A 26,172-nucleotide genomic window follows, 5' to 3' on the forward strand; every position below is an offset into this window, starting at 1 on the left:
CTCGATAATCGAGATTTATCCCAATATTTATTAGGAGCGCCGAGGCCTGCCTCAGAATCAAGATAATCTTCCTATATATCACCTCATGGACCTGGCACGAAGTAGTATATTTTGCTAAAATAATCTTATAAGGTCTCAATTCCCATTTTTATCGGGGAAATTTATATAATCTGGCGCCATAGATTTAGCAGACTCCTCCTGCTCTTCTTCAGCTTTAGTAGCATTCAATTCTTTATTGGTGATTTTTCTAATCAACTCTTTAAAAGTATCAAAATCTACCGAATAAGAAAGCCCCACACCCTGGGTAAATCCTATTTCTTCACCTATAAACTGAATATTATTTTCGCGATTAAATATCTTGGCTTTTAGTGTTCCTTCTTCGTTTAACAGAAAATCTATTTCCAGGTCTCCCACAAAAATCGATTCTGTAACACCACCAATGGGAACCCCCACCTGGCCGTTTATAATTACACGATCACTTATTTTTGTAGAAAGGGTAAGTCCGAACCTATCTACGGTTTGCTGATCTGGTGTGCGGTCTCCCTGCACATAATTCACCCCAACTTGAAATTTACCATCATCTCCCGCAAAAATATCATTTACAATACTGGAAGCTCTTTCGGCCAGGGTTCCGGTAATGGCATTTTGCCTTAAGCCAAATTCGCTATAAAAGGCGCCCTGGGTTACCAGGAATAAGGCTTGTAATTCTTTGCTGGCCCTATCGTCCATTCTATATTCAAGTTCAGACCGCACTACAGAGCTGGCGTTTGGAAATTCGATATCAAAAGTAATATCGGGTTGTTCAATTTGCCCCTGCAGGTTTATGGCTACTTCTACAGGAATTTTACGGTTCACCGATGGGTTTTCTAAAAGTACCGCCGGGTTTGCATTTAATTCATAAATTGCACTTACATCCAACTGGGCATCGGTAGGATCGCCATTCCAGTTTATACTCCCGCCAGATTCAACATTAAAAACCTTTTGTACCAACCCGGCATATTTAAAATTATAAACGCCCTCGTAAACCACAAAATCGCCCCACATGTTAAACTTTCCATTGGTGTTGATCTCTAACAGTAAGTTACCAGAGCCACGTCCTTTTAAGGTACTTCCACTGGTTTTATCTACCACAACCTCCACTTCGGCTTCATTGGTAACATCGAGATCAAAAATAAGTTCGATTCCCGTTACTTCCGGAATTTCAATTTCCTCCCCGGCCTCTCGGGCCTCTTTTTCCTCCGGACTTAAAAAATGGATATATGAATTGTCTCCAACGGCCTCTGTATCATTCAGCGGAATTTTAAATGAAGTACCGCGCGCAGTAGTGGCTGTCACATCTATAACCAACTGGTCTGTTGGCCCCGCAATGCTAGCCTCCCCGTTGATAAAAGCTGTTCCGTAATAAAGCGCATCGTCGTCGGCTTCTGTATTTAAAACTAAAAGTCTATCGGAGTCTATATTGAGATCTAATCTCCATTCCTTAAAGTTTTTATGACTAATACTACCATCCAAAATTCCGCTGGTATTATACTTAGTATCTATGATTTCAATCTCATCGAATATAAATTGCTGTTTTTCTAAATTAACAACGGCTTTGTTCTGAAATTCTAAATCTACATTTAAATATGGAATCTGCAGGCCGGCATTTTCAAGATTTAGTTCTCCTGAAAAATCTGGATTCTTATAATTTCCCGAAATTTTTGCCTTTCCCGATGCCGCTCCACGAATATTATTTAAAACATCACCACCTAAAGGACTAAAAGCAGCCATATTAAGCTGGGCTAAATTAATATCTAAATCGATATTGGGTTCATTTCCGCTCACATTAATATCGCCAAGTGCATTTAAGGATTTTTCACCATCTCTTATCAAATTGGCATCAATACTGTAATTAGTGAGGTTTTTGTTTCCTTCTACAGCAAGATTTAGATCTCCCAGGGCATTATCATTTATCTGCAAAGAATCTATTTTTAAATTGGTATTAGGGAAGTAAGCACCATTTTCCTGCAACAGGTCCAGTTTTCCGTTTAACGTCCCTGCAAGCCTTAGACTATCAATTTGCGGACTTATCTTACCTACATCTACATTATCAAATTCCATCTTGAAGTCCTTAAAGGTAGAATCTCGCATCACCCCGCTTAACCGAATTTCTTCTTCTTTGTGGCTCATCACCAGAGAATCTATAGCAATATCATTTAGAGAAAGATCAAAAACAATCTTATTGCTTTTATTGCCTTCTTCATTAATATACCAGGTATTATCCTTAAAAGTTAGATCAGACCGTTGTATGCCAATTACCGACTTGTTCTCTTCATTAATGGTATGGAAAAGATTGATGTTAAATAGATCACTATTGGTTTTCCCTCCCTGAAATTCAGACCGCACAAAAAGAGTATCCTGTTGCGTCACATTAATTAAACTAAATTCTGAAAAGCTATACAGATCTGTCGCCACACTATCGGCTTCAAAATAGGTATTGTAAATTGGGTTGGTATTATCCACATTTAAGTTTACGCTTTCCATCATATTCCCAAAGAGGTCAATTTTTGGCGAACGGAAGTTTACTTTAAATTCCGATTCGTCTGAAGAAACATTGCCGCGAATAAAGGTGTTTGGAGCTAAAGTTATTTCAGGATAAAAAACCTCTACAATCTTGTTGTAAATATCAAAATCAAACTCCATATACTGGTTATTTGTAATGGTTCTGGGTTTGTAATTGGTATAAATACTCCCCAAAGAGTTCTCAATTAAAGGTCTAATTTCTGAAAGGTTAAAATCCCCCTTTATTTCGCCACTTATCACATCTGGCGAGTTGATGGTTAAGGTTCTAACAGGACCTTCGAAACTGGAAGTAATATTAAAATCATCAAAATAATACAAATCATTTTGATTGCGATAGGAAGTGTTGAGCAGCATAATTTTCCCAAAAGCATTATCTATATTGCTGCCTTTCATATTCATGATCACGTCACCCTTAAAAATGGAGAGACTATCGCTAGTCACAAAATTCAACATATTTAAATCTGCATAACCTACAGAAGCTTCAAAATCGTAAGTATTTATATCTTTAGAAAGATCTGCCAGGCCATTAAATTCCATTTGAAGATTAGGGTCGTTGGCTCTAAGTAAACCATTAAAAATAGGATTTCGAAGATTTCCTATCACCCTAATATCACGGTAGGTATAATTATTAAATTCCAGCTTCGAGATTTGACCTTTTAATTCAGCATTTAAATTATCGGCATCAAAACCACTACCGTCAATATTAAGGTTAAAACTGGTTTTGCCCAGACTCTCTTTTTCTGCCAGTTTGCCAACATTCACGTCCTCAAAAATAAGTTTACCTTTATAATGAACATTACTGGGGCTGTTAAAACCCCGCATCACTACATTGGCATTGGCAGAACCCAGTTGCGTTTCAATCTTAACGTCGGTATTTAAATTGGAACTCGTTACAACGGCCTTACCACGCATATTAAGATTTCCAAATTCAATAAGGCTTTCGGGCAATTTCCCTTTTAAATCTATGGGCAATAAATTTACCAAATCATAATAGTTAGTATCAAAATCTAAAAAATCGCCGGTAAGTCTAAAATCCTTTCCGCCATCTGTAAAAGCTCCTTTTATGTTTACATTTCCTGCAACCCTACTGCGATCCATCCCGGTAAGTTGTAAATTGGGAAGATCAAAATCGTTTAAAGTTCCTTCAAATTTAGTTGAGAGTTCAAAAATTTGATTTGCCCCAAAATCCTCATAAAAAGCCTGTAGGTCACTACTGGAAACAATAGATTCATGAAATGTCCCGGTAATCACAACCCGGTTTTCAAAATCTGAAAAACCGTCAAGACCATAAGCAAATTTCAGGTTAGCCTGCACCCGGGACTGTTTTGTTTGCAAAACTAAATCATCAAAAAGCATCCGCTCGGGACTATAAGAGAAGTTGGTGCTTAATTCATTTATTTTTAAACCTCTTTTCATATTTCCCTGCAGCCTGTTTACGGCTACATCTACCTGGGGTCCACTAATTTTAAGGTTTTTGGCGTGAATATTTAAACTGTCGAAAACGACAAACTCGGGATTGATGGCTTCCTCATTAATAAAGCTATATTCTGAATCACTAATCTCCACATGGTCTATCTCTAACTCGAAGCGCGTAGTGTCACCTGAAGGTGTGCCGCTTAATTTATCTATAAATAGACCTAAATTATCTTTTTCATCCCCTTTATACTTCCGCATATTTAAATCCAGCCCTCTAAGATAGGTTTTGCCAAATTTAGGATGATTCCTCATTATATTAGAAATACCAAGAACAGAAGTACGCAACTCTTTGGTAAAAATGAGGGTGTCTTTATGGTGATCTTCAATGTAAATTCCGTTAATCTGCACCTTCCCAAAATAGGTGATGCTCACCCGGTCTATATTGATATTTACACCGTTATTTTCCCTAAGTGTCTCAGTGAGTTTAGTAGCTACCCCGGTTTGAACCGCCGGAATTGAAAAAGTGATCAAAATGATGATAAAAAGCAAAACCAGCGCAACCACGGTTCTAGTTAATATTTTCCAGAATTTTTTGATACGCTTTTATGTTTTAACTTTGCACAATATATTAACAATTTCTATGCCCCTTATTTCTCAATGGCTCCACAAAATATTTACATATTAGGGATTGAATCTTCTTGTGACGATACTGCTGCCGCGGTATTACATAACGGCAAAATATTATCTAATGTTGTTGCCACACAGGAAGTTCACCAAAAATACGGCGGGGTTGTTCCCGAGCTTGCTTCCCGTGCACACCAGCAAAATATAGTACCGGTAATTCATCAGGCTATAGCCAGGGCAAATATCGGTAAAAAAGATATATCTGCAATTGCTTTTACACAAGGTCCCGGGCTAATGGGTTCTTTACTCGTTGGCACTTCTTTTGCCAAGTCCCTTTCGCTGGGTTTGGGGATTCCCCTTATCGCTGTAAACCATATGCAAGCTCACATCTTAGCACATTTTATTGAAGAAAAAGATTATAAAAAACCGGAATTTCCATTTCTGGCGATGACCATTAGCGGCGGCCATACCCAAATTGTAAAGGTTTCAGATTATTTTAAAATGGAAGTTATTGGCGAAACTACAGATGATGCCGTGGGCGAAGCTTTCGATAAAAGCGCTAAAATCTTAGGATTGCCCTATCCCGGTGGTCCCTTAATCGATAAATATGCTCATGAAGGAAATCCTAAGGCTTTTCCTTTTCCCAATCCTAAAGTACCCGGATTAAATTTTAGTTTTAGCGGATTCAAAACTTCAGTGCTTTATTTTGTGCAAAAGCAAACTAAAGAAAATCCCAATTTTGTGGCTGAAAACCTTAAAGATATTTGCGCTTCCATTCAATTTTCTATCGTTAGAATTCTAATGGATAAACTAAAAAAAGCCGTAAAAGAAACCGGAATTAATCAAATAGCCATTGCCGGTGGGGTTTCGGCGAATTCTGGGATAAGAAATGCTTTATTGGACGCCGAAAAGAACTATGGTTGGGATTGTTTTATTCCAAAGTTTGAATACACCACAGATAATGCTGCGATGATCGCAATTGCCGGTCACTACAAATATTTAGAAAAAGATTTTTCAGATTTCTCTATAACCGCCAAAGCACGATATAAATTTTAACGCATGCAGCTTTTTTACACGCCAAATATCCAAAAAACCGATAAACAAATTGTTTTCCCAAAAGATGAAAGCAGACATATTGCCAAAGTTTTGCGTAAAAAAGAAGGCGATATTTTAAAGGTAACCAATGGAAAAGGCAGCTTGTTTTCGGCAAAAATCCTTGAATGTAGCCAAAAAAAGTGTGTGGCCACTATTTTGAAAACTGAAACTGAAAAAGCTAAAACTTACACCTTACACCTGGCAGTAGCACCTACAAAGATGAATGATAGGTATGAATGGTTTTTGGAAAAAGCTACTGAAATTGGTGTAGATGAGATCACACCCATAATTTGCGACCATAGCGAACGAAGAGTCGTTAAACTAGAACGCTATAACCGGGTACTGCAAAGCGCGATGAAGCAATCCCTGCATTTTAGCTTGCCAAAGTTAAATGAACCAAAGAATTTTTCAGAATTTATGAATGCTGAAATAAAAGGTCAGAAATTTATAGCGCATTGCGAAGATGAACTGCAAAGAGTGTCTTTAAAGTCTAAAGCAAAATCGGGAGAAAAAATTAGCATCCTTATTGGCCCCGAGGGAGATTTTTCTCCTGAAGAAATAAAAACAGCCCTGGCAAACAACTGGGAGGCGGTTACCCTGGGCGAAAGCCGATTAAGAACTGAAACTGCCGCTATTGTTGCCTGCCATACTATTTCCCTTATAAATATGGAATAGTTTTTTTGCTGTTTATTTATTTTTAATTTTACCAGGATGCTTTCCATAAAAAAATATTTCTTACTTCTTAGTATCGCTTTATTGGGCAGTCCAATTTCTGCGCAACAAATCGCTTTACTACAATACAACGGTGGTGGCGACTGGTATGCCAATCCCACTTCCCTACCTAATCTAATTAACTTTAGCAATGAGCATATAAATACTACCATAGCAGCAAAACCAATTACCGTTAAACCCGGTAGCACAGAGATTTTCCAGTATCCTTTTGTTCATATGACAGGGCACGGCAACGTGATCTTCTCTCAAGAAGAAGCAGAGAACCTTAGAAAGTATTTGCTTAGCGGCGGCTTTCTTCATATTGATGACAATTATGGAATGCGCAAATATTTAGAAAAAGAATTAGACAAGATTTTTCCAGACAAAACCTGGGAAGAACTCACTGCTAATCATCCTATTTTTAGTTCGTTTTATAAATTTCCCAATGGCTTGCCAAAAATTCATGAACACGATAATAAACCCCCGCAGGCTTTTGGGTATTATGATGAAAACAGGTTGATTTGCCTTTTTACTTATGAGAGTGACCTGGGCAACGGCTGGGAAAGTCAGGAAGTTCATAACGATCCTGAAGAGGTAAGGTTAAAAGCTTTAAAAATGGGAGCTAATATTTTAAAATACGTTTTTGAAAATTAAGTTTATTTGATGAAACAACTTTCCCATTTTGACGAGAAATTCAGCAAAAAGCTATCTCCTATTATTCTTCTTTTAGATAATGTCGCGGGAGAAGCCAATATTGGCAGTATTTTTAGAATCGCCGATGCATTTAATGTTGAAAAGATCGTTTTTTCGGGTACTGCACCAAACCTGGGAAGCAGAAGACTACAAAAAACGGCAAGAAATACTCATAAAACGGTTGCTTTTGAAACTATTGAAAATGCAACAGATTTTTGTAGGAATATAAAAAATAAGTACCAGCTTTGTGCTATAGAAATAACTTCAGAAAGTATTCCTATACAAGAATTTGAACTTTCCGACGAAAAAGAAGGCGTAATACTCATTCTGGGAAATGAAGTATCGGGAATTCAGGAAGGACTTTTGGAAATTTCAGAGCAACAATTGCATATAAATATGTTTGGGAATAACAGTAGCATGAATGTAGCGCAAGCTTGTGGAATTGCACTCTATGAAATTTCAAAAACAATCTTTGCTTTCGCAAAGAAATAATATATTTACGGCGTGAACTCAAAAGCTATTACATTAGGCATTTTAAGGGCAACGGGAATAATGATTGGAATTGTTCTTTTGCTCTATTTTCTATACGAAATTCAATCGGTATTAGTATATATCGCTATTGCTGCGGTAATTTCTTTGGTAGGAAGGCCTGTGGTAATCTTTCTAAAACATCGTTTAAAAATTCCTAACCAACTCTCGGTGATCCTGGTACTTATCCTGGTACTCGCCATTATTGTAGGAATTATATTTGTTTTTGTGCCCATTGTGGTAGAACAGAGCCAATACCTCGCTCAAATTGATATTGAAGCCTTTAAAAGCGACCTTAACGAGCTTAACAACCAGGTGAATAATTACCTGGGAGTGAGAGAAATTAACCTGGTAGAAGGTTTAAAAAACAGTGAGTTTATTAGGAATTTTGATATTAGCGCGGTACCCAAACTATTAAATAATGTATTTAGTATTTTGGGCGCTACTTTAATTGCTATTTTTTCTATTATTTTTATTTCTTTTTTCCTTCTGAAGGATAGCAAATTAATGCTAAACAGTATTCTCGTATTTGCCAACCGGGGTTCTGAACAGAAATTTCAACGGGTTTTTAATAAAATTAAAATCCTTTTATCACGCTACTTCGTTGGATTAACTTTACAAATAACAGTGCTATTTGTACTATATGCTATTTTACTTAGCGTTTTTGAAATAAATAATCCCATAGCAATAGCCTTTATTTGTGCCTTTCTAAATTTAGTGCCTTATTTGGGTCCACTTTTTGCCGGAATTCTAATGGCATTATTTGTAATTTCGAGTAACCTGGGAGCAGATTTTTCTTCGATAATTTTACCTAAATTAGGTTATATTATGTTGGGTTATTCTATATGTCAGCTTATTGATAATATGATTTCTCAACCTATGATTTTTGGTGCTAGTGTCAAATCGCATCCCCTGGAGATTTTTCTTGTTATTTTAATTTCGGGAATTATTTTTGGTATTATGGGGATGGTGGTAGCAGTACCTTTTTACACTGCATTAAAAGTGATTGCCAAAGAGTCCCTTAGTGAATATAAAATTGTAAAACGACTAACCCGCGATCTCTAAATTTTGAATATAGCGCTTTTACAACCCGAAATACAAAAGTTTCTAAGAGCGAATTTAAAAAACATGGCTGCTGCGATAGCGCTTAAAAAGAGTCCTTTTCTCAAAGTTAATTCTTCAGAACTCGCGCAGCAATTAACCGGCCTACAAAAAGCGAAAGAAAAGTTACCGCTTTGGTTTAATACTCCTAAAATTTATTATCCGCCAAAACTTAATTTAGAACAAACTTCTTCTGAAGTTACCGCAAAATATAAAGCATCGTTGGTGAGCGGTGACAAACTAATAGACCTCACCGGTGGATTTGGCATAGACAGTTTTTATTTTGCTAAAAAATTTAAGAAGGTAGTTCATTGTGAACTAAATCCCGAATTATCTAAAATAGCCGCCCATAATTTAAAGCAATTAGGCTGCGAAAATATAGATTTTACTATAGGCGACAGTATTGAATATCTTAAGCATACCGATAAGCGTTTTGATTGTATTTATATAGATCCCGCCAGAAGGGATTTCACAGGTGCCAGGATCTTTCAACTGGAAGATTATTTGCCAAATGTTCCCGATAACCTTGCCTTATTAACAAGCAAAAGCGATCTTATCCTAATAAAAACCTCTCCGCTTTTAGATCTTCAGGCGGGTATTAAAGCGCTAAAGCACGTCTCCGAGATTCATATTATTGCAGTTAAAAACGAGGTTAAAGAGTTGTTGTGGTTGTTAGATAAAAGTGAGAAAGACCAGGTGAAAATTAAGACCTTGAATTTTAAGAAAAATGAAACAGAGCGGTTCAACGGTAGCTTAAATTTGAACTTACAAGCCGATGTTCAGTACGCCTTACCTCAAAATTATCTTTTTGAACCGAATGCGGCTATTATGAAGAGTGGGCTTTTTGATGATCTCGCTTCAAAGACAAAAACTTCAAAACTGCATCCCAATTCTCATTTATATACTTCTTACGAAATAAAAAATTTCCCTGGTAGAAGATTTAAGATAAAAGAAATTCAAAATTATAAAGCTTCAGTTCTAAAAAAGATGTTTAAAGGGAGTAAAGCAAATATTACAACCCGAAATTTCCCAGATACGGTAGCGCAACTGCGCAAAAAGCTAAGAATAAAAGATGGTGGCGATACTTATCTTTTTTTCACTACCAACGCTAAGGAAGAAAAAATCGTTATTAATTGCGAAAAGCTTTAATCCCTTTAAGAAATTTAGTCTCTCGGGATGCTTGCTTTGTTATCCTTTAGCCTGTCTTTTACAAATTCGACCTTGGTTTTACCGTGCGGTTTTGGTTTTCCGTTTTCATCTAAAGTTACCATAATTACTTTTTCAATAGTAATAATGGTTGAGCGTGTCATTTTATTTCTAACTTCACATTTGAGCGTAAGTGAAGTTTTTCCAAACTTTATTACTTCAACACCAATTTCCACAATGTCACCCTCTTTGGCAGAATTCTGGAAGTTAATTTCACTCATATATTTTGTAACGCACTTAGAATTCTCTAATTGGATGATGCTATATAATGCGCACTCTTCGTCTATCCAGGCCAATAATTTTCCTCCAAATAAGGTTCCGTTGGGGTTTAGGTCTTCTGGCTTAATCCATTTTCTCGTGTGAAATCTCATGTTTTTCTTCAAAATTAATTATAAAAATTAGGCTGTGAAAAACTTTATCAACAATTACAAAATCTTTAGTAAAGAAGCCGTCCAAAAATGAAATCCAATTTTTAAGGTTGAAAATTTAGTTATTCTCTACCCTAAAGATTGAAAATCTTTTTGGAGAGCTTCTTATTTAATTGAGCAATATGTTTTTGAAAAAACAAGATTCTAAATTAATCGTGTTTTTTCTTTTGTTTTGAGGCAAGCCCTATGGAATTAAATCCCTTGCTATTGCCCCGCGATTAAATACTAAAGATACCTTCTTGCGGCTTCAATAATTTCGGCGTGATCAAATGCTAGCTCGGGCAAATCATCTACTCTTACCCAAATCGCTTCAGAAGCATCATCTCCCGGTTTTAATTCTCGTTCTTCAAAGATTCTAGATACAAAAGCGATGGAGATAGTACGTCCCCTGGGATCACGACCCGGTGCGCCAAAAGCCCTTACCTGTTCCATAGTTTCTATTTCCAGGCCGGTTTCTTCTTTTAGTTCTCGTTTTGCGGCAGTTTCCAGGTCTTCTTTTTCGTTAATAAAACCTCCCGGCAATGCCCATTGTTCTCCATAAGGATCTTTTTTTCTTTTAATAAGCAATACTTGAAATTCGTCATTAAAATTAGCAAAGACTACGCTATCTACGGTTACTGATACTTTTTGCTGTTCCATGTTAATCTAATGTTTTAGGTATTTTTATATTTGTTTTGAATTTTTTGTTGAACTTTTTAATGAAGTATGCTGAAAGTAAAGGAGAAGCTTCTTCTACATTCTGATGAATAAAAAAATACACATTTTCCAATCCTTCTTTATGCCACTCTCCCAGGCGTTCCAACCAATCGTCCAGTCTTGTATAATCTGAACTGTGATTAGCGCCATTATATCTTATAAACGCCGTGGTATTGCTTAACCGCATATGAATAAGATCGCGTCTGCCGGCCGTATCGGTAATTATATGTGCTATGTTTCTTTTTCTAAGAATATCATACAGTTCATTTGCCACCGTTTGATCTGCATACCAATCTTCGTGTCTTAATTCTGCGGAAAGTGGTATTTCCTTTGGCCAATGCTCAAAAAACGCATCTAATCTTTCTATAAACTTTGGCGCAAAATTCCCGGGCATTTGCAAAAAAACGGTACCCAATTTTTCTTTTAATTGAAGTAGGTTTTTCACAAAATCATCGGATAAATTTTCGGTTTCATTTAAACGTTTTAAATGACTTATTACACGTGGTACCTTTGGGAAAAATTTAAAATTTTCATCGGCTTTTTCATACCAGGTTTGAAACTGCTCTTCTGGGTACATCCTATAAAAAGAACCGTTAAACTCAATACTATTAAACTGTGAAGAGTAATAAACAAGCTCGTCTTTTGTTCCCCTGGGATAAAAGTTTTTAAGGTCTTTTCGGTTCCATTTTGCACAACCTATTCTCACATCTTTAAAACCTGTATCTCCGCTTTTATTTAGCACTTCTACAGTTTGTGGATGCGTAGGTGGTAATGAAAAATCTATAGTTTCTGGATGTTCTACTTTGCCAAACTTCATTAAAAAAACTAATACTGGTTAAAATAAACGGTTTTTCTATTGGTAAACTCCTGTATGCCGTGCTTAGACAACTCCCGGCCGTAACCAGAAATCTTTGTTCCCCCAAAAGGCAAACGCGGATCACTCTTCACCAATTCATTAACGAAGACAGCGCCATCTTCAAACTTAGGTACCAGTTTCATCGCAAAATCATCGTCTTCAGTAAAAATAGAAACTCCAAGTCCGAAGTCTGAAGAATTTACCATATCTACAGCCTCCTGATCCTCTTGAAATTCGGTCACTGAAATCACAGGCCCAAAAGTCTCTTCATCAAAAACAGGCATTCCTGCTTTTGCTCCAGTAATAATGGTAGGCTCAAAATAGGCACCGTCTCGTTTTCCGCCCAGGCTAATTTTAGCTCCTTTGGCAACCGAGTCTTTTACCTGTTTTTCCAGCTCTTCAGCTAGATTTTCTTTTGCCATAACACCTATAAAGGTATCCTCGTTCATAGGGTCGCCGGTTTTTAAGTCTTTTACTTGTTGGGTAAATTCTTTTAGAAATTCTTCTGCAATATCTTTATGTAGAAGCAAGCGTTTACCGGCAATACAACTTTGTCCTGTATTTTGATATCTTGCCTGCACACAGGTTTTAACACTTTCAGCAATATTAGCATCTTTAAATACTACCAGGGCATTGCTGCCACCAAGCTCCAGCACCGATTTTTTAATTTCATCCCCGGCAATAGACGCTACGCTACTTCCGGCAGGTTTACTACCGGTTAAGGTAACTGCTTTCACTTTTTTATTCCTTAAAATATATTCTACTTTCTTACTACCAATAGCTAAAGTTTGGAAACAATCTTTGGGAAAACCGGCTCTTTCAAAAACTTTTTGAATATTTTTAGCTGAAAGCATTACATTACTGGCATGTTTTAAAATTCCAATATTTCCAGCCATTAGAGCGGGTGCTGCAAATCTAAAAACCTGCCAGAAAGGAAAATTCCACGGCATCACGGCCAGTACCACTCCCATGGGTTCATAACTTACATAGGTTTTTTTAGCATCGGTCTCTATGGTTTCACGCGCCAAATGCGATTCGGCATTTTCGGCATAATATTCACAAACCCAGGCACACTTTTCAATTTCTGCAATTGCCTGGGTGATGGGTTTCCCCATTTCTGCGGTTATGGTTTCACCATACTCCCTGGCATTATCTTTTAATTCTTTAGCAGCGGCTTTCATTAATTTACTACGCTCGGCAAATGTAGTTTCCCGCCAGCTTTTAAACCGGGAATGTGCTTTATCTATGGCTTTATCTACTTCTTTTTCGCCAGCTTCTTCGTGCTTAGTGATTTCTTTTCCTGTATATGGGTTTTTAGAAATTATCATTGGTTTATTTCATTTTGGTTTCTTCTAAAGATAAAAATAAGAACCTGTTTCACAGGGCGATTAAGAGGATTTTAACGTGTGGGAATGTTTATAACTCGTTTACAATTCTTTAGACATGGGTAAACTTGATAGATTAAAGTTTGGTACATTTAGAAAAAGACAGTTCTTATGAAATCACGTGACCTTCAATTAGTAAATCTTAGGCCAGAAATTCCTTCGGCCAAAGTTTCAGAAAACATGAGCTTAAACGAACAGTTTCAGAATAAAACTTTACGACCCATCGCTAAACTTCAAAATGACCTCTTACTTGCTGTTTTCAGGAATTATATTAAAAAGCATAAAAATAAGTTCTACGAACTTAAATTAGAACAACGACACATTTATATTGAAAACGCCATTCAAAAGGATGTTAAATTTAGAAATAGCCTAAAAGGAATTATTATTGGCCAGTTTACCCTGGCTGAATTTGAAGATTACATTAAAAATTCTTCATCCTTAAATAAACGGATGATGAACATTGTAAAAGAACGTTTACAAAGCCAAATACAACTTTTAGAAGAGGAAATGGCGTACTAGCAGCCCTATAAAAATGGTAATTGCGAAACTCATTAATGTTCCTATAAGCACGTATTCTGTTTGTTTTCTTGCACTGGCATCGGTTTTATCACTAAAACGTAAAATAGATTTTGCAGCAATTAAAAAACCAATGGCTGAAAAATTTTGGGTAAGTATAAAAGTGAGAACCAATATTCTTTCAAAAATGCCAATATAACGTCCCGCGGCTTCCAGGCTGTTGCTTTCCCCGTTTACCATAATCTCGCTATGCCATCTCTGGGTGGCCTTGCCAATTATAAAGCCGGCGGGAAAGATCACCAATAAATAACCAATAATTACTGCCAGGAAATTTGGAGAGGAAAATACAGTAGTAATAAATGGTATTACTACAGAAAAACCCTGGATAAGATAAACCCAAACAGCAATTATAACCAAAAAGTGCAAGAGCTGATCGATAAGAAAAAGTTTTAGGCTGTCTTTTTTATACTGAAGCTTCCATAAGTCTATAAAAAAATGGGTAATTGTGATGATAACTGGAATATACCATAATTCCCATTGTTGCAGAAAAAGATAAGTAAGCAAACCGGCAAGAAAAGAGTGAACGTACAAGAACCAGGAACCTGCTTTTTTACTTCGCTTTTGTTTTACCAGCCGGGTGGGTTGCAGCACAAAATCGGTTAAAATATGGGCCAATAACAATTGGAATAAAATAAGAATCGCATTTTCCATAATTAGAAAGTTTCGGCTACAGTAGTTTTAAAACGCTTTAATAAAACTGAAATTGCTTCCCAACCACAGGCCTTTTTTCGCTGGTTTACAGCCGACTGACTAATACTTAAAGCTTCAGCTATCTCGGTTTCCTTCATTTCCAGCAATAAATAATAAACGACTTCGGCTGAAGCGCGGCTCCATTTCTCCATAATGGCATCTAACAAAAATAAACTCGCTTCAAATTCAGCATTAATATTTTCTGAAGTTGTTTTTAAGCGAATACGTCTGGTGTCATTTTTCATCTCATCTAAAGTTCTACCAGAAAACTGGAAAGCTTGTCCGTTAGACTCGGCCAGGGTTGCTGCTTTAAAATCAAAGCTACCAATGCCAATGGCAAATTTTGCATCAACCCGGGACACTTCTTCTTCCCTTTCTACCTTTATTTTATTGAGACAGCTTTTAAGGCGAAGGGCTATTTGAAGTGCTAATTTTAGGTTTGTCGTCACCCCCTGAAAGCTGTCGCCACGATAAATCTTAAATTTTAAATCATCGTTTGGACATTCTTGTTGCACATTATCGAATTCGGCATTCAGTACTTTTAAAACGTTATTTAAAAGTGTTCTTGAATACAGACTTGAATCAATAAGATCGGCGGTAATTACGGCTATCATACTTCAAATATACAAATTATTAGTTTTAAAACTTATAAACCACTTTTATAAGCCTATAAACTTATATTTATACTTTATAAGCTTTAAAACTTATATTATAAATTAAATTTTTCCTAAATATTCTTTGAAGCCCTTAAGGTTATTTAAATTTAGAAAAATCAAAAAAATTAATATGGTAAGTAATAAGAAAGAACTTTATTTTAAATGTTTAGACAGCGTGAATGAGCAGATTGAACGCTACCAAAAAGAAATGGACCTCATCAAAGAATCTATGGATGCCAATGATGTAAAAACAGATTATGATGAGGATAACAAGGGAGAATTACTCGGCAATTTCGAGAAAAATGCTTCACGATTAAACAATGCCCGGGAAATGAAAGAAAGTCTTAGTCGTATAGACCAGGATCTTCACAGCGAAGCCATTAGTTTTGGAAGCGTGGTAGAAACCCAGAAAAACTTCTATTTTATCGCCGCTCCAATTGGCGAAATTGCTATGGATGATGGAAGCACCGTTTATGTGATTTCTACAGATGCTCCCATTTATAAAAAAATGGAAGGTAAAAAAGAAGGCGACACCTTCACTTTTAACGATACAGAGCATATAATCACTGCAGTTGGATAAAAACCTACTCGGGGTACGTAAAATCCCCTGTAAACCCAGTTTTTACAGGGGTTTGTAATTTTTGAGTAACAAAATAGTAACAAGAATTACCAAATTGACTGAAGTTTTTCAACTCTTCGGAAAATCAGAACTTCTCTTTTCAATTTCCTTGATTAAACGTGGCTTTAATGTCTTGAGATTTTCTTTTTCAGCTATAGATAATAATTTTATTAGCGTTTCAATAGAAAGTGATCCAAGTATTTCTCGGATTAATGGGCCGTAGTCTCTACCGTCATTCTCTGGACTGTTTATTATCGCCAAAAGCTTCTCCCAGTTCACCATGTCGAAAGATTTTAAGTGTTAAAATAAGACATTTTTTCCAGTTTTATGAGTTGCGAATCAAACTTTTACCCCTACCCTGGTAGGCACGTATTTGTAATTTCAACGAAATTGTGACTACAAATACACATCTTGCAGGCCGAAATGCGGAAATTAACGTTTGATTATTTTACAGAACTCAAAACGGTTTAACATTTTTACTTTTATCAATAGGAAATCAAATATTCAAAACTTTCAAATTTGGGTCTCCACTCATCTGAAAAAACTTTGTTTTCTTTAACGGAATAGTCTTTTATTTTCTTCTGATCTGCTACCCCTTGGATCTTAGCCGGAGTTAACCGGCTTTCGCATCCTACAATATTTATTTCTCGTTGATCTATACGGTGTAATATTATCATGGCTATCTTTTTAATGGTTAAATGTTATGCTTTTAAACTTTCTTCTTTGGCTCGCTCCAATCCCTTCTCCATTACCTCAACTCCTTCTTTCTTAAATTCTTGAACTGTCATTTTACCCTCTAAAAAATCAAAGTACAGCTCAAAGAAGCTTTCATCTGTTCGACCATATTTGTTTTCATCTATATTTCTAAACTGTTGCTGCCTATTAACATCAAATCCGATCATATGCTGAATTATCTCACTAGAGAAATACAGATCATCCACCATCGTAGAAATCCCCTGAAAAGCTCTAGCCGTCTTTTCCATTTTTTGGTTCAGTGCAAAAAACCTTTCTAGCTGTTCATTATTAAGTGATGTATCAGTGTAAATAGAAGTCAACACTTCCCCCATAATGGAGAACTCAATTTTCCCAGGGATTCCGGCCTTATCGAATGATTCATTAACCATTCTAAGAATATTGCATAGGTTGGCGATATAAACCCCAGGTTGAAGCCTATCCTTATCTTCGGTAAATTCGTAAATCTTCGTTTCGAGAACCATATAATCAAAGGTTCTTTCTTTCATTAATTCTGTTTGTTCTTTCCAAGATGTGCTACTTAAAATCATAAATTTATTTTTTAGATTATATTTTATATTCTATATTTTTAATGTTCTTAAAGCTTAATAAGCCGTTACAAAGTTTTCTAACTTGAAGGATCTAAAACCTTGTGCCTGGGTATCGTAATAAGGCAGCGTTTTATAATTTGGCTTTCCCGTTCCTTTTACTTTATCACCTGTATTTTGCAGGGTGGCATAAGCGATCCTTAGTGATCCATCCACTTTTTCAAAAGCGATCTTTACGGTTTCATTTGTCATTCGCTTTCGTAGTCTATAGAGTGACCAGGCTTTTGCTAGACATACCGAAAAGGATTTGCCAGTACTCTTTACTAGTTCGTGTGCCCAGTGAAAAACTCTACTTCTGAAAGTTGATTTTGAGATTTGCATAATTTTGAATTTTAAGTGATTGTTATTTTTGATTAAGCTTTTACAGTGGTCGCGTAGAAAAAAACCTCATTCCAGGAACCTCTTTTTAATATTGCTGATAGCTCTGAAGGTTTGTAAATCCCTTTTTCTGTAAAGTCATTTCCAACTTTTACAATATTGAAACCCGCCCCCATTTGCTCCAGTTTCAAAACCGCATTGCCAAAAGCTTTTAATGAGCTGAATTGAATTTTTCTAACCCTGCCTTTTTCATTCATAAATTCGAGAGTTAAAATTTTACCTCTTAGAAGATCTTTAACTTCTGAAATTGACGATTTAAATTGATTAGCTTTCATAACTATAAATATTAAGCCGGTACAAGGCATCCAGCCTCTTCGGGTCCGTTATCATCATTGTTTCTCCTACTATGAATTATATCTTCATCATAAACCGGTATGGCTGTTCGGGAAAGCTCTATTCTCTTTGGCCGGATTGAAACTATATATTCATCCAGGGATATTTGGTCTTTCTGTTTCCATCCCATCATAAGACCTAATTTTCTAAGTAAATTTTTCATAGTACAAATCATTTTGTGATTATTATACTACAAATGTAAATCATTTTGTGATCCCTTCCAAAACAATTTGGTATAAATATCTAATAAGTACCAAAACAATTTGTATTTTTGTCTAAATCAAACTTTATAAAATGAATTTATTACGACTTAAAGAGCTTTTAAAAGAGCGCAAGATCACTGGGAAACAGTTTGCCGAAGATTTAGGCTTCAGTAAAAACACTGCATCTAATTTGATAAATGGAAAGTCTTTCCCCTCTGGTAAGGATTTAAAAGCTATTGCTGACTACTTAGATGTAGATATTAAGGAATTATTCAACTCTACTAAAGAAGCTCCTGAACGTGCTATTTATGTGGAAATGGACGGTAAGTATAGTAAGATAGGTGAGCTTAAATTAGACCGCTTGGACGAGGGTTCGGTTACTGGCTCGGACGATAACTAATAGATTTTATATTATGGATGCTAAACAGGTTTACGAATTTCTAAAACCATCCTTAGAGCAATTAAGCCCAGAGGAAAAAGAGAAGCTATGCAGGCTTATAAATGAGGTGCCAGAAGCTATTGAAAAGAAAAAACCAAAAACAAGCTTGGAGCGAAAGGCATACTACAAAAAGCTTTTAATGCAGCATCATTTTAAAAATTAGAATCTGGTAAAGTAAATGAATGTATTACTTTTTTGCCGTAATCAATTAAAATGCAAAAAGCCCCGGCACATTTCTGTACTGGGGCTTTTTCACAAAAAATGAAATGATTCGAAAAGACTAATTGTAAATATACGGCTTTATCCTAGTGTAAACGGACGTGATCGCACTTTTTTTGGATCCTTTATTTCTTTCTTTTTTGGTTTTGGGTTCCGGGCTTCCCTTTGTTTTTGAATTTTATCTGCAATACGATCTCCCTTGGCTTTCCTTTTCGTTTTGAACCTAGCCCAAAAGCCTTGATTTTTTTTGAAGCTTTCAGGCTTAGAGCCGCTTAACTCTTTTTTAGCTTCCCGTTGTTTTTTGATTTTATGATTGAATTCATATTCAGAAAGTTCCTTTTTAAATTTTCCTATTGAGATACCTATATTATTAGCGGCTCTCTGTAGCTCTTTATTTTTCATTGTAATTTAGTTTTTGATTGATGATTAAAAGCCCTGGCCAGCTTTTGACCAGGGGGAATAATGTTAACTAATTGTTGAAAACATACTTCTTTTTCTTTGTTCAGCCGTTTCTTTAAAATAATACTTGCTGTGTGTAAGGTTGTTTTCTCCATCAACTGCTAAGGAGGGATAGTATCTGGCAAGGTACCAGGCAGCTTTTCCGCCTGCCTGCTCCATCTTATTTGCCATATCAATGAATTCAGCGGTTAGGTTGTACATCTCCTCATCTTCCTCTCGCAAATAGGTTTTAAATTCTTCGCGGTCTATTTTAAATTTCAACTCATTAGGTAGAATAGTGAGGTTTGGGGCACCAACTCCACTTAATGCAATTTTAGCACTGTGTAATAGTGAATCGAATTTTGAATCACTCCACCCCGTTAGATTCATTGCTTTTTCTTTTTTCACAGGTGCATTTCCAAATTGCAAACCGTATTTTTTCCAATAGGCATCAATACAGTACTGTTTAGGACTTTCATTAAAGGAATTAAAATCCTCAATTTCGATCTCTAAAGTCTGTTCACAATAGTTTACCAATTCTTTGAAAGTTGATTCAGCTTTTTCCTGTCTTTGAACTAGATCATTGTAATCCTGTTCTCTGAATTCTAATAAAATTCTCTTTTTGCTCATTTTGATTGATTTAAATTAATAATTAGTATAAGTCCGCACCTTCGCTAATGCGGCGGTTTATTATTTCAGTTCTTTCTTCAGAATACTTTTCATATTCCGCACGCTGTTTAAGATCAGCGTTTTCCATTTTGTCAGTTTCGGCATAGATTTTTCTAATTTTTTTATCCAATACCTTCATCCTGGCTCGGTCTTTTAATCTTCGTTGCTCTCTTTTTTCTTCATCCATTTCAAATGTAGATTTAATTAATATTGATTTTTAATTTCACGTTTACCGCACGTGACTAACGGTTTATTTTAATCAGTTCCGCTTGTGTTATTTTACTGTTTAGGTCTTTTTTGGTAATGCTATCCACTAAGAATTCCGCACCAAGCTGTTTGATGAATACAGTAGGCTTTAAATCGAATTGATCGAATTCAATAGCACTCATAAGAAGTTCAATAGTGATGATCTTCGTTTTGTTGAAAATATTCCCTACTTCTTTGTATCGATTATTTATAATTTCCTGATTGGAATAGTTCCAGTTCCTGGCCGTTCTAACCTTATTAGCCGTTCCTTTTTTGTTAAGCTGCTGACTTCCTACTTTAGCGATGCCATTAATTTCTAATTCGCGAATGAAGTAGAAACGGGAATCCCTGGCCTTGTATTCCAACTCAATAGTGCCGGAATTATCTTTAATATCCTTCTCCCAAAGTTCCATTTTAGGGACCAGGTACTGAGAACCGCCTATGCTATAATTCACCGGTCTTTGCTCAACCGAATAAGTTTTAGATTTAAGCAGGGTTGCATTGTCCTTTAGGTTTTCATTGTCAATCCTGATTACTCCATCATTGAAATCATCACCTTCATTGCTGTATTTAAACCGGTAGTAGTTTTCTTTGGCGTAGGCATCATATACATACTCCTCTGAAACTTTAGATATGAAACGATCACTCCAATCTTCTGTTGGTCCGTTGATCCTTTGCTCCCAGGTTAAGAACTCAAGCTTATTTTCATTTTTAGATGAGAATGGAGTTAAACCAAATCGCCACATAATTTCACGAAAGAAATCTTTAGGACTTAACCCTTTGAAGAACTTGACTTGATCTACAGATTCTTTATTTACCTGGCTAATGTTCCAGTCTAAATCAAATTTTGTGTTGTCTGATTTTACCCGGCTACCGGTGTAGTATATGATTGTAAAGGTTTCGCCTGCTGAGACTTCTAATGTTTCATCGTAGTTTATAGCAACCTCTCCAACTCCTTCGGGTATGTCTTTTATTATACTTTTTTTATCCTGCAAAGTGCTGGTATCAATATCGCTCTCACGCTGACCGTCTAAATTCTTTCCAAGCCTTAAATAAACTTCAACACCTCTTTTAGACTTATTCTCTACAGTCCCGGTAACGGTAATTTTATACAGCCCGGTTTCTGTAATTTGGAAAGCTTTCATATTATTCCCAGCCGGGTTATCAATTATTTGCCCTTCATTAACTTGATCATCATAGCTAAAAGTCCTGCTAAACAGCCATTGCGGGTAACGCGTGTTATAAAATACCTTTTGAGATCCCCATTGAACTGATAAGGCGCTTTGAGAAACTTCCCCGGCTACAATCCCTTTAGGAAACGTTAGGAACGTATCTAAGAATTCAGGCTCCTGGAATACATCACCGCTATACTCAAATCCAAAGGTTTCGAATATTCGTTGCCAAAGGAATGAGATATTAACCGAGGGAATGAGATAATCGATATTCAAGTAATTAGTACCGGCATCGATAAAATGTGTTCGGCCGTTATAGTCGGCTGCCAGGTAGGTATAAGGATCGCTTGAATTATTCCAATTGCTTACAATTGTGCTTAAGTCTTTCTTGTGTGATAACTCTGGAAGTGGTATTTCATCAAATTCAATATTATCCAGGGTCTTAAAGAAATCAATATTGCCATCGTAAATAGTGATATCGAGATAGTCCGGGAATGTTTTCATAAACTGTGCCCAACCTTTTAAGATCATACAGATATTACCAACAAATAGCCTGGCCGGCACTTTCTTATAAGGCAATTCTGAACCGGTGATATTCATTCCCAATCCTTCAAAACCTAAAATATTGTGAGCTGTTTTAGGAACTTTAAAGCCTAAACTGTAATTAGTTTGTCGGCTGGCTAAATCCTTAAGGCTGTTCACTTGTTTCTTGTAGCCGAATTTTTGATTTGAATATAAATCAACCTTGAAGTTGTTTATGTAAAGTCTTATTTCCATTTTTTAAATATTTTCTGATGGTGAAAAGCTCATTTAATTGGTTCGATTCCGATAATAGGTATTTTTATTATTTGACTATCAGGCGTTTAAATACTTTTAGTAACAAATAAGAAACTTTAAACCTTTCTATTTTTTATCCCTCTTCTTAATAAGCTCCTCAATACGCTTCTCTCGTTCCTCCCTAGTAAAAACCTTATCGTTACGTTCGTCCGATATTTCCGTTCGGTTTAGCTTCGGGAGTAGGTAATCTGAAAACTTATGCATTATATCCAAAGCTTTGGCAGGATCTTCTTTAGCAACCTTATTAAGCCAGGTGGACATTTTTTTAATATTTTTCTCCACCAATAACTGATAAGCTTCTCTTATTTCCTTTGTGCTTTTATTGGGAACGCCTTTTCGGTTTGATCTTTTACCGGCTTCCCTTGCTGTCTTACTGTTGAATTTTGTCATTTTACTACTATTTTACTGTTACTACTCCGTTAGTTTAGCGGGTCTCGTTTATAATTGGCCTATGAACTATACTTTCCATTGGTATCATCAATCATTTTAGCCTGTATTTTTCTGATATACTCATCACGCTCCTCTCTGGATGGTACTTTATCCTTTGGATCTTCCTCAACAATCTCTGTCTTATTCAGCTTTGGCACGTGGTATTCCATAAGCTTGAGCATTACATCGCAGTAATCCTTACCTGAAAGGCTTTTCAACTCCCTCTTTAATTTTGGGAAATTTCGCTGCACAATGAGTGATATTTTCTCTCTGGATTCCTTGCTCATATTGTTTGGCTTTCCTTTTCTGCTTGACTTTCTACCGGCTTTTGCCGCGGTTTCTTTAGTAAATGCCATTAGATTATATTTTACGTTACTGATGTTAGTTTAACACGGTTCAATTGATTACTTAAAAATGTTGATCGCCTGGTTAATTTCGGTCTGAACTATTTCCGAAACAGTTTCATAGTCCCAAACATCCCCTAAAAATTTCTGTGTATTTTCATTGTCTTTAAGAGCTCTTTGCATAGCCTTAGTAGAGTTGATGCGTTTTTCATTAGATTCAATTGCTGGATGATCCATTAAAGCCCCTGCCTTCTCTAAAACCTCATAACGCTCGCTATCGTTTAAACTTTGGGTTAAATCTGAAATAATACTATGGAGTGGTTTTTTAAGGAGGTTATATATTTTCCTTCTTGGCTCCTTATCCATTACCGTTGCATTGTCATTCTCTAGTATCTTCTGAAATAGGTAGATATAAAGCTTTGCAAACAGTTCGTTATGCTCATATTGCTGCTTTTGGTGCTCTTGTATGGCCCGGTTAATAGCCTTTAAGGCTTCAAGATCATTGCTATTAATATGAAAGCTATTATCACTTTTTTTAATAGCTTCTGAAAACCGCCATCCTAAACGCTGAAGTGCTTTTTTCGTTTCCATTATTACCAATCTTCATTTTTAATATCACATTCACACGGCAGGGTTTCATCATTTAGTTTGAAGTGAAAAGGATCAAATGGTGCTCCCCTGGAATATACTTGACTAACTTTTATTGGGCTGTTTTTAACTTCTGGATTTTCATCAGTATCTTTAAGCAGGATCACTGATTCAGACTTCTTTTGAATAGCGCTACCTAAATGTCCTGTGGCTTTATCTGAAGTAGAAGTTTTGTGAATTACTGTATTTATATGCATCTGGTTTTCTCTACGCCACCGCTTTATCTTGTTAGCTACCTGAACCGATTGTTTAATATCATTGGTATCGTCCACTAAATCAGCAATTCCATCAATACTCATCCATTTAATATTGCCTTTATATCTTCGGTCCTGCAGCAATTCATCAATGAACCTTACTATTTCGTTGGAATCGAGACCTTCTAAACCAAAGCTTAAATAGTTATTGTAGGTTTCTCCAACCATTTCAGCAACACGCCTAAAGGATCTTTGAGCATAATATTCACCCTGTTCTGTATCGATATCAATTATAAAGGGCTCCCCTTCCCGGTGCGTTCTTATATTTGGAAAATATCGGCTTGCTTGACCTCCTATGTAAGCGGCAACTAGAGCAGACTTAAAAAACGTTTTTTTAGTTTTTGAAGCAGCAACTATTGCGGAAAATTCACCATAGGAAAACGTGTTATTTCTATACCTAAAACCTTTGTATTCGTGGTCTCCAATACTTAATGCCGTTGGCGGCAGTGTAAGTTCTTCTGAGAGATCAACTAAACTCTCAGCAAAAACACGTTCATACTCAAACGATTCTTCATTATCGTTGTTAAGATTTAATTCGTTTATATCTAAGTTCTTCATAATGCTATACTTTCGGTTTTTTGCTTTCCATACAATTCAGCATTTTGATCATGAAACGCTGTTAAGTAAGTATTGAAATGTGTTAGAAAGTGCTTCGGGTTGGAAGCCATCTGGCTATTATCGTTAGGCCAAGATTTTTGCTTAAATAATCCTATTAAGGCGTTTTTAAAGTCTTTCCTAGAATAAGATTCAAGCAAATCGTTAAAACTGGCTCTCTCTACACCGCCCCCAATATTATTTAAGCGGCTCGGTTTTTTAAGATGCTTAGCCCGTAATTCATTCCAATCTTTTAAAAAATCTTTTTCGCTATATATATTAATTTGTTTAGTTTCTTCTTTCCCTTTATAATAGTCAGCAGCTTTTACCTCATTATTTGAGGTAAACTGTTCAGGGGTTAAGGGGGTGGTTGGGTTAACTACCTCAGCATCTACCTCAAATTTTGAGGTAGTTAAAAAGGAATAGGTACTATATTCCCGTTTTGACTTCCCGCTTTTGAAATAGATTAAGTCAGCTTTTATTAATTGCTTTCTGGATTTTACCAAAGTGTTTTCAGATATTCTCAAAGCATTGCATAACTCCCAGTTAGAACACTTAAAATATCTCTCCCATCCATCTTCATTGCAAATAGCTACCAACTCATTAAAAAGAGCCTGATCGGTTGCGTTCAAAGCAAACTTTCGCCTACTTTTTCTCATCTTCAAAGAAAGGTCGTATCCGTTCAATTTGAATTGATTCTTAGCCATTTAAATAGTTTTTGTAAATTCTTGATACCATTCATAGAAGCCCTGGAAGGTTCTCACTATTAAATAGATTCCCCCGGCTGTTTCAACTTCTTTCTGGTAATTCTTTTGAGCTTCACTTTGGTAGCGGTCGCCAGTAGCTTTGCACTTAATTTCGATCTTAACGGACCGCCCCAATATTGTAGAAGAAATATCAGCGGTTCCAGGTGTGCCAGATCCTTTAATCCATTTGGTTTGCCCGATAGATCTTTTTCTACCAATGCAGTCGGTTACGATTTTGGTATTATCAATTTTACGCCCGGTTGAGCTGATCCTTTCCGCCTGATATCCGTTAAGGTTGATCCAATCAATAACGCACTTAGTTAGCCCGTTAGAAGTTTTATCTGAATATTTCGGAATAGGTGGATAAGGAAAGTTTGGGTAAGCTTCTTGAAGTTTATGAAGCTTTAAATCTTTCAATTTTATTAATCCTGAATGCTTTACATTCCGATTTTTAGCTATATTTGTCATTACAGTGTTATTAAAATTATAACAAATTAACCCGGTAAGGTGTGGGAACCTCCCGGGTTTTTTTATGCTAAAGAGTGCTTAGCGGCCTTGCTTCTAATTTCTTCTTTTGAGGCACTCCTATTTCTAAGCATCCAGCTCTCTAGCTCTCTAGTTTTAAAGTATATTTTTCGACCTTCTGGCTTATAAAAAGGAATGTTACCGTTTGAAGTATGTTGATACATGTAAGATTTAGAAAGACCTGCATACTTACAAGCTTCTTCAAAGGTTAAGATCGGCTTAAGGAAATAAAGCTGATCGGTAATATTTTTCGGTAATGAGAGATCTTTTGACATAATTAATGATATTGGATTTAAACATATCCTTGCGCAAGGCATCGTTAATTTTTAACGATATATCAAAAGTATCTTATAGTAAGTAGTTGATTTGTTTACCGATGTTTACTGGTAAACGTTGGAGTAAACATTTATAGGTTTCTAAGCAATCCTGTCCTAAATAAATATAAGGCACCCTAAATCTACCATTTCACTGGTTTATTTCGTTGTTTTGATCGATTTTCAAAAAAGAACCCCCTGT

At 36.1% G+C, this 26,172-nt stretch carries 34 protein-coding genes; 10 read left to right on the forward strand and 24 right to left on the reverse strand.

Translation table 11 applies throughout. The features are described from left to right. Positions 1–135: 135 nt before the first annotated feature. Complete coding sequence (locus BUA71_RS12770; RefSeq protein WP_245812587.1) at positions 136–4,509, reverse strand: translocation/assembly module TamB domain-containing protein; 4,374 nt, start codon at positions 4,507–4,509, stop codon at positions 136–138. 126 nt (positions 4,510–4,635) lie between these two features. On the opposite strand from BUA71_RS12770, the gene tsaD reads away from it, so the two are divergent. From tsaD to BUA71_RS12800, 6 genes are all read left to right on the forward strand, one after another. Beyond that, a complete protein-coding gene (gene tsaD, locus BUA71_RS12775; RefSeq protein ID WP_072880389.1) occupies positions 4,636–5,658 on the forward strand; it encodes a tRNA (adenosine(37)-N6)-threonylcarbamoyltransferase complex transferase subunit TsaD in 1,023 nt (340 codons plus the stop codon). Between the two features lie 3 nt (positions 5,659–5,661). Further along, positions 5,662–6,372 (forward strand): 16S rRNA (uracil(1498)-N(3))-methyltransferase, encoded by a 711-nt coding sequence (locus BUA71_RS12780; RefSeq protein WP_072880391.1) that lies wholly within the window; start codon positions 5,662–5,664, stop codon positions 6,370–6,372. A 36-nt stretch (positions 6,373–6,408) separates the two neighbouring features. Further along, a complete protein-coding gene (locus BUA71_RS12785; protein ID WP_072880393.1) occupies positions 6,409–7,062 on the forward strand; it encodes a DUF4159 domain-containing protein in 654 nt (217 codons plus the stop codon). Between the two features lie 9 nt (positions 7,063–7,071). Continuing rightward, on the forward strand, positions 7,072–7,593 hold the full coding sequence (locus BUA71_RS12790; protein WP_072880395.1) for a TrmH family RNA methyltransferase: 522 nt from the start codon (positions 7,072–7,074) through the stop codon (positions 7,591–7,593). Between the two features lie 60 nt (positions 7,594–7,653). Further along, positions 7,654–8,694, forward strand: coding sequence for an AI-2E family transporter (locus BUA71_RS12795; RefSeq protein WP_394333536.1), 1,041 nt, complete (start codon positions 7,654–7,656; stop codon positions 8,692–8,694). 63 nt (positions 8,695–8,757) lie between these two features. Next, positions 8,758–9,879, forward strand: a complete 1,122-nt coding sequence (locus BUA71_RS12800; protein ID WP_245812588.1) for a class I SAM-dependent methyltransferase — start codon at positions 8,758–8,760, stop codon at positions 9,877–9,879. Positions 9,880–9,893: 14 nt separating this feature from the next. On the opposite strand, the gene BUA71_RS12805 is transcribed toward BUA71_RS12800, so the two are convergent. From BUA71_RS12805 to BUA71_RS12820, 4 genes are all read right to left on the reverse strand, one after another. Continuing rightward, entirely contained in the window at positions 9,894–10,307 is a 414-nt protein-coding gene (locus tag BUA71_RS12805; protein WP_072880401.1) for an acyl-CoA thioesterase, read from the reverse strand. Positions 10,308–10,589: 282 nt separating this feature from the next. Beyond that, positions 10,590–11,003 carry an NUDIX domain-containing protein gene (locus tag BUA71_RS12810; protein WP_072880403.1) on the reverse strand — a complete coding sequence of 138 codons (414 nt, stop codon included), beginning with the start codon at positions 11,001–11,003 and terminating at the stop codon, positions 10,590–10,592. A 1-nt stretch (position 11,004) separates the two neighbouring features. After that, positions 11,005–11,877, reverse strand: coding sequence for a DUF72 domain-containing protein (locus tag BUA71_RS12815; RefSeq protein WP_072880404.1), 873 nt, complete (start codon positions 11,875–11,877; stop codon positions 11,005–11,007). 8 nt (positions 11,878–11,885) lie between these two features. After that, positions 11,886–13,244 (reverse strand): NAD-dependent succinate-semialdehyde dehydrogenase, encoded by a 1,359-nt coding sequence (locus tag BUA71_RS12820; RefSeq protein ID WP_072880406.1) that lies wholly within the window; start codon positions 13,242–13,244, stop codon positions 11,886–11,888. Between the two features lie 168 nt (positions 13,245–13,412). Here BUA71_RS12820 and BUA71_RS12825 point away from each other — a divergent pair, with 168 nt between their 5' ends. After that, positions 13,413–13,820: a glyoxalase gene (locus BUA71_RS12825; protein WP_072880408.1), complete on the forward strand. Its 408-nt coding sequence runs from the start codon at positions 13,413–13,415 to the stop codon at positions 13,818–13,820. Here BUA71_RS12825 and BUA71_RS12830 read toward each other — a convergent pair. Together BUA71_RS12830 and BUA71_RS12835 are read right to left on the reverse strand one after the other, a co-directional pair. Continuing rightward, positions 13,797–14,528, reverse strand: a complete 732-nt coding sequence (locus tag BUA71_RS12830) for a DUF3307 domain-containing protein (RefSeq protein ID WP_072880410.1) — start codon at positions 14,526–14,528, stop codon at positions 13,797–13,799. The two genes, BUA71_RS12825 and BUA71_RS12830, sit on opposite strands and share 24 nt — an antisense overlap. Positions 14,529–14,530: 2 nt before the next feature. Further along, complete coding sequence (locus BUA71_RS12835; protein WP_072880412.1) at positions 14,531–15,181, reverse strand: hypothetical protein; 651 nt, start codon at positions 15,179–15,181, stop codon at positions 14,531–14,533. Between the two features lie 172 nt (positions 15,182–15,353). Between BUA71_RS12835 and BUA71_RS12840 the strand changes: the two genes are divergently transcribed. Further along, positions 15,354–15,803, forward strand: coding sequence for a transcription elongation factor (locus BUA71_RS12840; RefSeq protein WP_072880414.1), 450 nt, complete (start codon positions 15,354–15,356; stop codon positions 15,801–15,803). A gap of 108 nt (positions 15,804–15,911) precedes the next feature. On the opposite strand, the gene BUA71_RS12845 is transcribed toward BUA71_RS12840, so the two are convergent. From BUA71_RS12845 to BUA71_RS12870, 6 genes are all read right to left on the reverse strand, one after another. Then, on the reverse strand, positions 15,912–16,124 hold the full coding sequence (locus BUA71_RS12845) for a hypothetical protein (RefSeq protein ID WP_072880416.1): 213 nt from the start codon (positions 16,122–16,124) through the stop codon (positions 15,912–15,914). A gap of 203 nt (positions 16,125–16,327) precedes the next feature. Beyond that, a complete protein-coding gene (locus tag BUA71_RS12850; RefSeq protein ID WP_072880418.1) occupies positions 16,328–16,519 on the reverse strand; it encodes a hypothetical protein in 192 nt (63 codons plus the stop codon). A 24-nt stretch (positions 16,520–16,543) separates the two neighbouring features. Beyond that, entirely contained in the window at positions 16,544–17,125 is a 582-nt protein-coding gene (locus BUA71_RS12855) for a hypothetical protein (RefSeq protein WP_072880420.1), read from the reverse strand. 54 nt (positions 17,126–17,179) lie between these two features. After that, complete coding sequence (locus BUA71_RS17935; RefSeq protein WP_072880422.1) at positions 17,180–17,503, reverse strand: SH3 beta-barrel fold-containing protein; 324 nt, start codon at positions 17,501–17,503, stop codon at positions 17,180–17,182. Between the two features lie 32 nt (positions 17,504–17,535). After that, complete coding sequence (locus BUA71_RS12865; protein WP_072880424.1) at positions 17,536–17,835, reverse strand: hypothetical protein; 300 nt, start codon at positions 17,833–17,835, stop codon at positions 17,536–17,538. 11 nt (positions 17,836–17,846) lie between these two features. Next, positions 17,847–18,026, reverse strand: coding sequence for a hypothetical protein (locus BUA71_RS12870; protein ID WP_139277102.1), 180 nt, complete (start codon positions 18,024–18,026; stop codon positions 17,847–17,849). Positions 18,027–18,187: 161 nt separating this feature from the next. On the opposite strand from BUA71_RS12870, the gene BUA71_RS12875 reads away from it, so the two are divergent. Together BUA71_RS12875 and BUA71_RS12880 are read left to right on the forward strand one after the other, a co-directional pair. Continuing rightward, on the forward strand, positions 18,188–18,496 hold the full coding sequence (locus BUA71_RS12875; protein ID WP_072880428.1) for a helix-turn-helix domain-containing protein: 309 nt from the start codon (positions 18,188–18,190) through the stop codon (positions 18,494–18,496). A 13-nt stretch (positions 18,497–18,509) separates the two neighbouring features. Further along, positions 18,510–18,698, forward strand: coding sequence for a hypothetical protein (locus BUA71_RS12880; protein ID WP_072880429.1), 189 nt, complete (start codon positions 18,510–18,512; stop codon positions 18,696–18,698). Between the two features lie 137 nt (positions 18,699–18,835). On the opposite strand, the gene BUA71_RS12885 is transcribed toward BUA71_RS12880, so the two are convergent. The 11 genes from BUA71_RS12885 to BUA71_RS12935 form a co-directional block, all read right to left on the reverse strand. After that, the gene (locus tag BUA71_RS12885; RefSeq protein ID WP_072880431.1) at positions 18,836–19,156 is read right to left on the reverse strand and encodes a hypothetical protein; all 321 of its coding nucleotides are present in this window, start codon (positions 19,154–19,156) and stop codon (positions 18,836–18,838) included. A gap of 63 nt (positions 19,157–19,219) precedes the next feature. Continuing rightward, positions 19,220–19,822, reverse strand: coding sequence for a hypothetical protein (locus BUA71_RS12890; protein ID WP_072880433.1), 603 nt, complete (start codon positions 19,820–19,822; stop codon positions 19,220–19,222). Positions 19,823–19,844: 22 nt separating this feature from the next. Beyond that, positions 19,845–20,048, reverse strand: a complete 204-nt coding sequence (locus BUA71_RS12895; protein ID WP_072880435.1) for a hypothetical protein — start codon at positions 20,046–20,048, stop codon at positions 19,845–19,847. Positions 20,049–20,103: 55 nt separating this feature from the next. Further along, positions 20,104–22,056: a hypothetical protein gene (locus tag BUA71_RS12900; RefSeq protein WP_072880437.1), complete on the reverse strand. Its 1,953-nt coding sequence runs from the start codon at positions 22,054–22,056 to the stop codon at positions 20,104–20,106. A gap of 126 nt (positions 22,057–22,182) precedes the next feature. Next, a complete protein-coding gene (locus BUA71_RS12905; protein ID WP_072880439.1) occupies positions 22,183–22,506 on the reverse strand; it encodes a hypothetical protein in 324 nt (107 codons plus the stop codon). A gap of 59 nt (positions 22,507–22,565) precedes the next feature. Continuing rightward, positions 22,566–22,901 (reverse strand): hypothetical protein, encoded by a 336-nt coding sequence (locus BUA71_RS12910; protein ID WP_072880441.1) that lies wholly within the window; start codon positions 22,899–22,901, stop codon positions 22,566–22,568. 48 nt (positions 22,902–22,949) lie between these two features. Then, positions 22,950–23,480: a hypothetical protein gene (locus BUA71_RS12915; RefSeq protein ID WP_072880443.1), complete on the reverse strand. Its 531-nt coding sequence runs from the start codon at positions 23,478–23,480 to the stop codon at positions 22,950–22,952. Between the two features lie 2 nt (positions 23,481–23,482). Next, the gene (locus BUA71_RS12920) at positions 23,483–24,349 is read right to left on the reverse strand and encodes a hypothetical protein (protein ID WP_072880445.1); all 867 of its coding nucleotides are present in this window, start codon (positions 24,347–24,349) and stop codon (positions 23,483–23,485) included. Next, positions 24,346–25,092: a hypothetical protein gene (locus BUA71_RS12925; RefSeq protein ID WP_072880447.1), complete on the reverse strand. Its 747-nt coding sequence runs from the start codon at positions 25,090–25,092 to the stop codon at positions 24,346–24,348. The genes BUA71_RS12920 and BUA71_RS12925 overlap by 4 nt, the downstream gene beginning before the upstream one ends. Continuing rightward, positions 25,093–25,599 carry a hypothetical protein gene (locus BUA71_RS12930; RefSeq protein ID WP_072880449.1) on the reverse strand — a complete coding sequence of 169 codons (507 nt, stop codon included), beginning with the start codon at positions 25,597–25,599 and terminating at the stop codon, positions 25,093–25,095. Positions 25,600–25,661: 62 nt separating this feature from the next. Further along, positions 25,662–25,931 carry a helix-turn-helix domain-containing protein gene (locus BUA71_RS12935; RefSeq protein WP_072880451.1) on the reverse strand — a complete coding sequence of 90 codons (270 nt, stop codon included), beginning with the start codon at positions 25,929–25,931 and terminating at the stop codon, positions 25,662–25,664. Positions 25,932–26,172 lie beyond the last annotated feature (241 nt).

The sequence above is a fragment of the Salegentibacter echinorum genome, from assembly GCF_900129445.1.
In the GTDB taxonomy this organism is placed as follows: Bacteria; Bacteroidota; Bacteroidia; order Flavobacteriales; family Flavobacteriaceae; genus Salegentibacter; species Salegentibacter echinorum.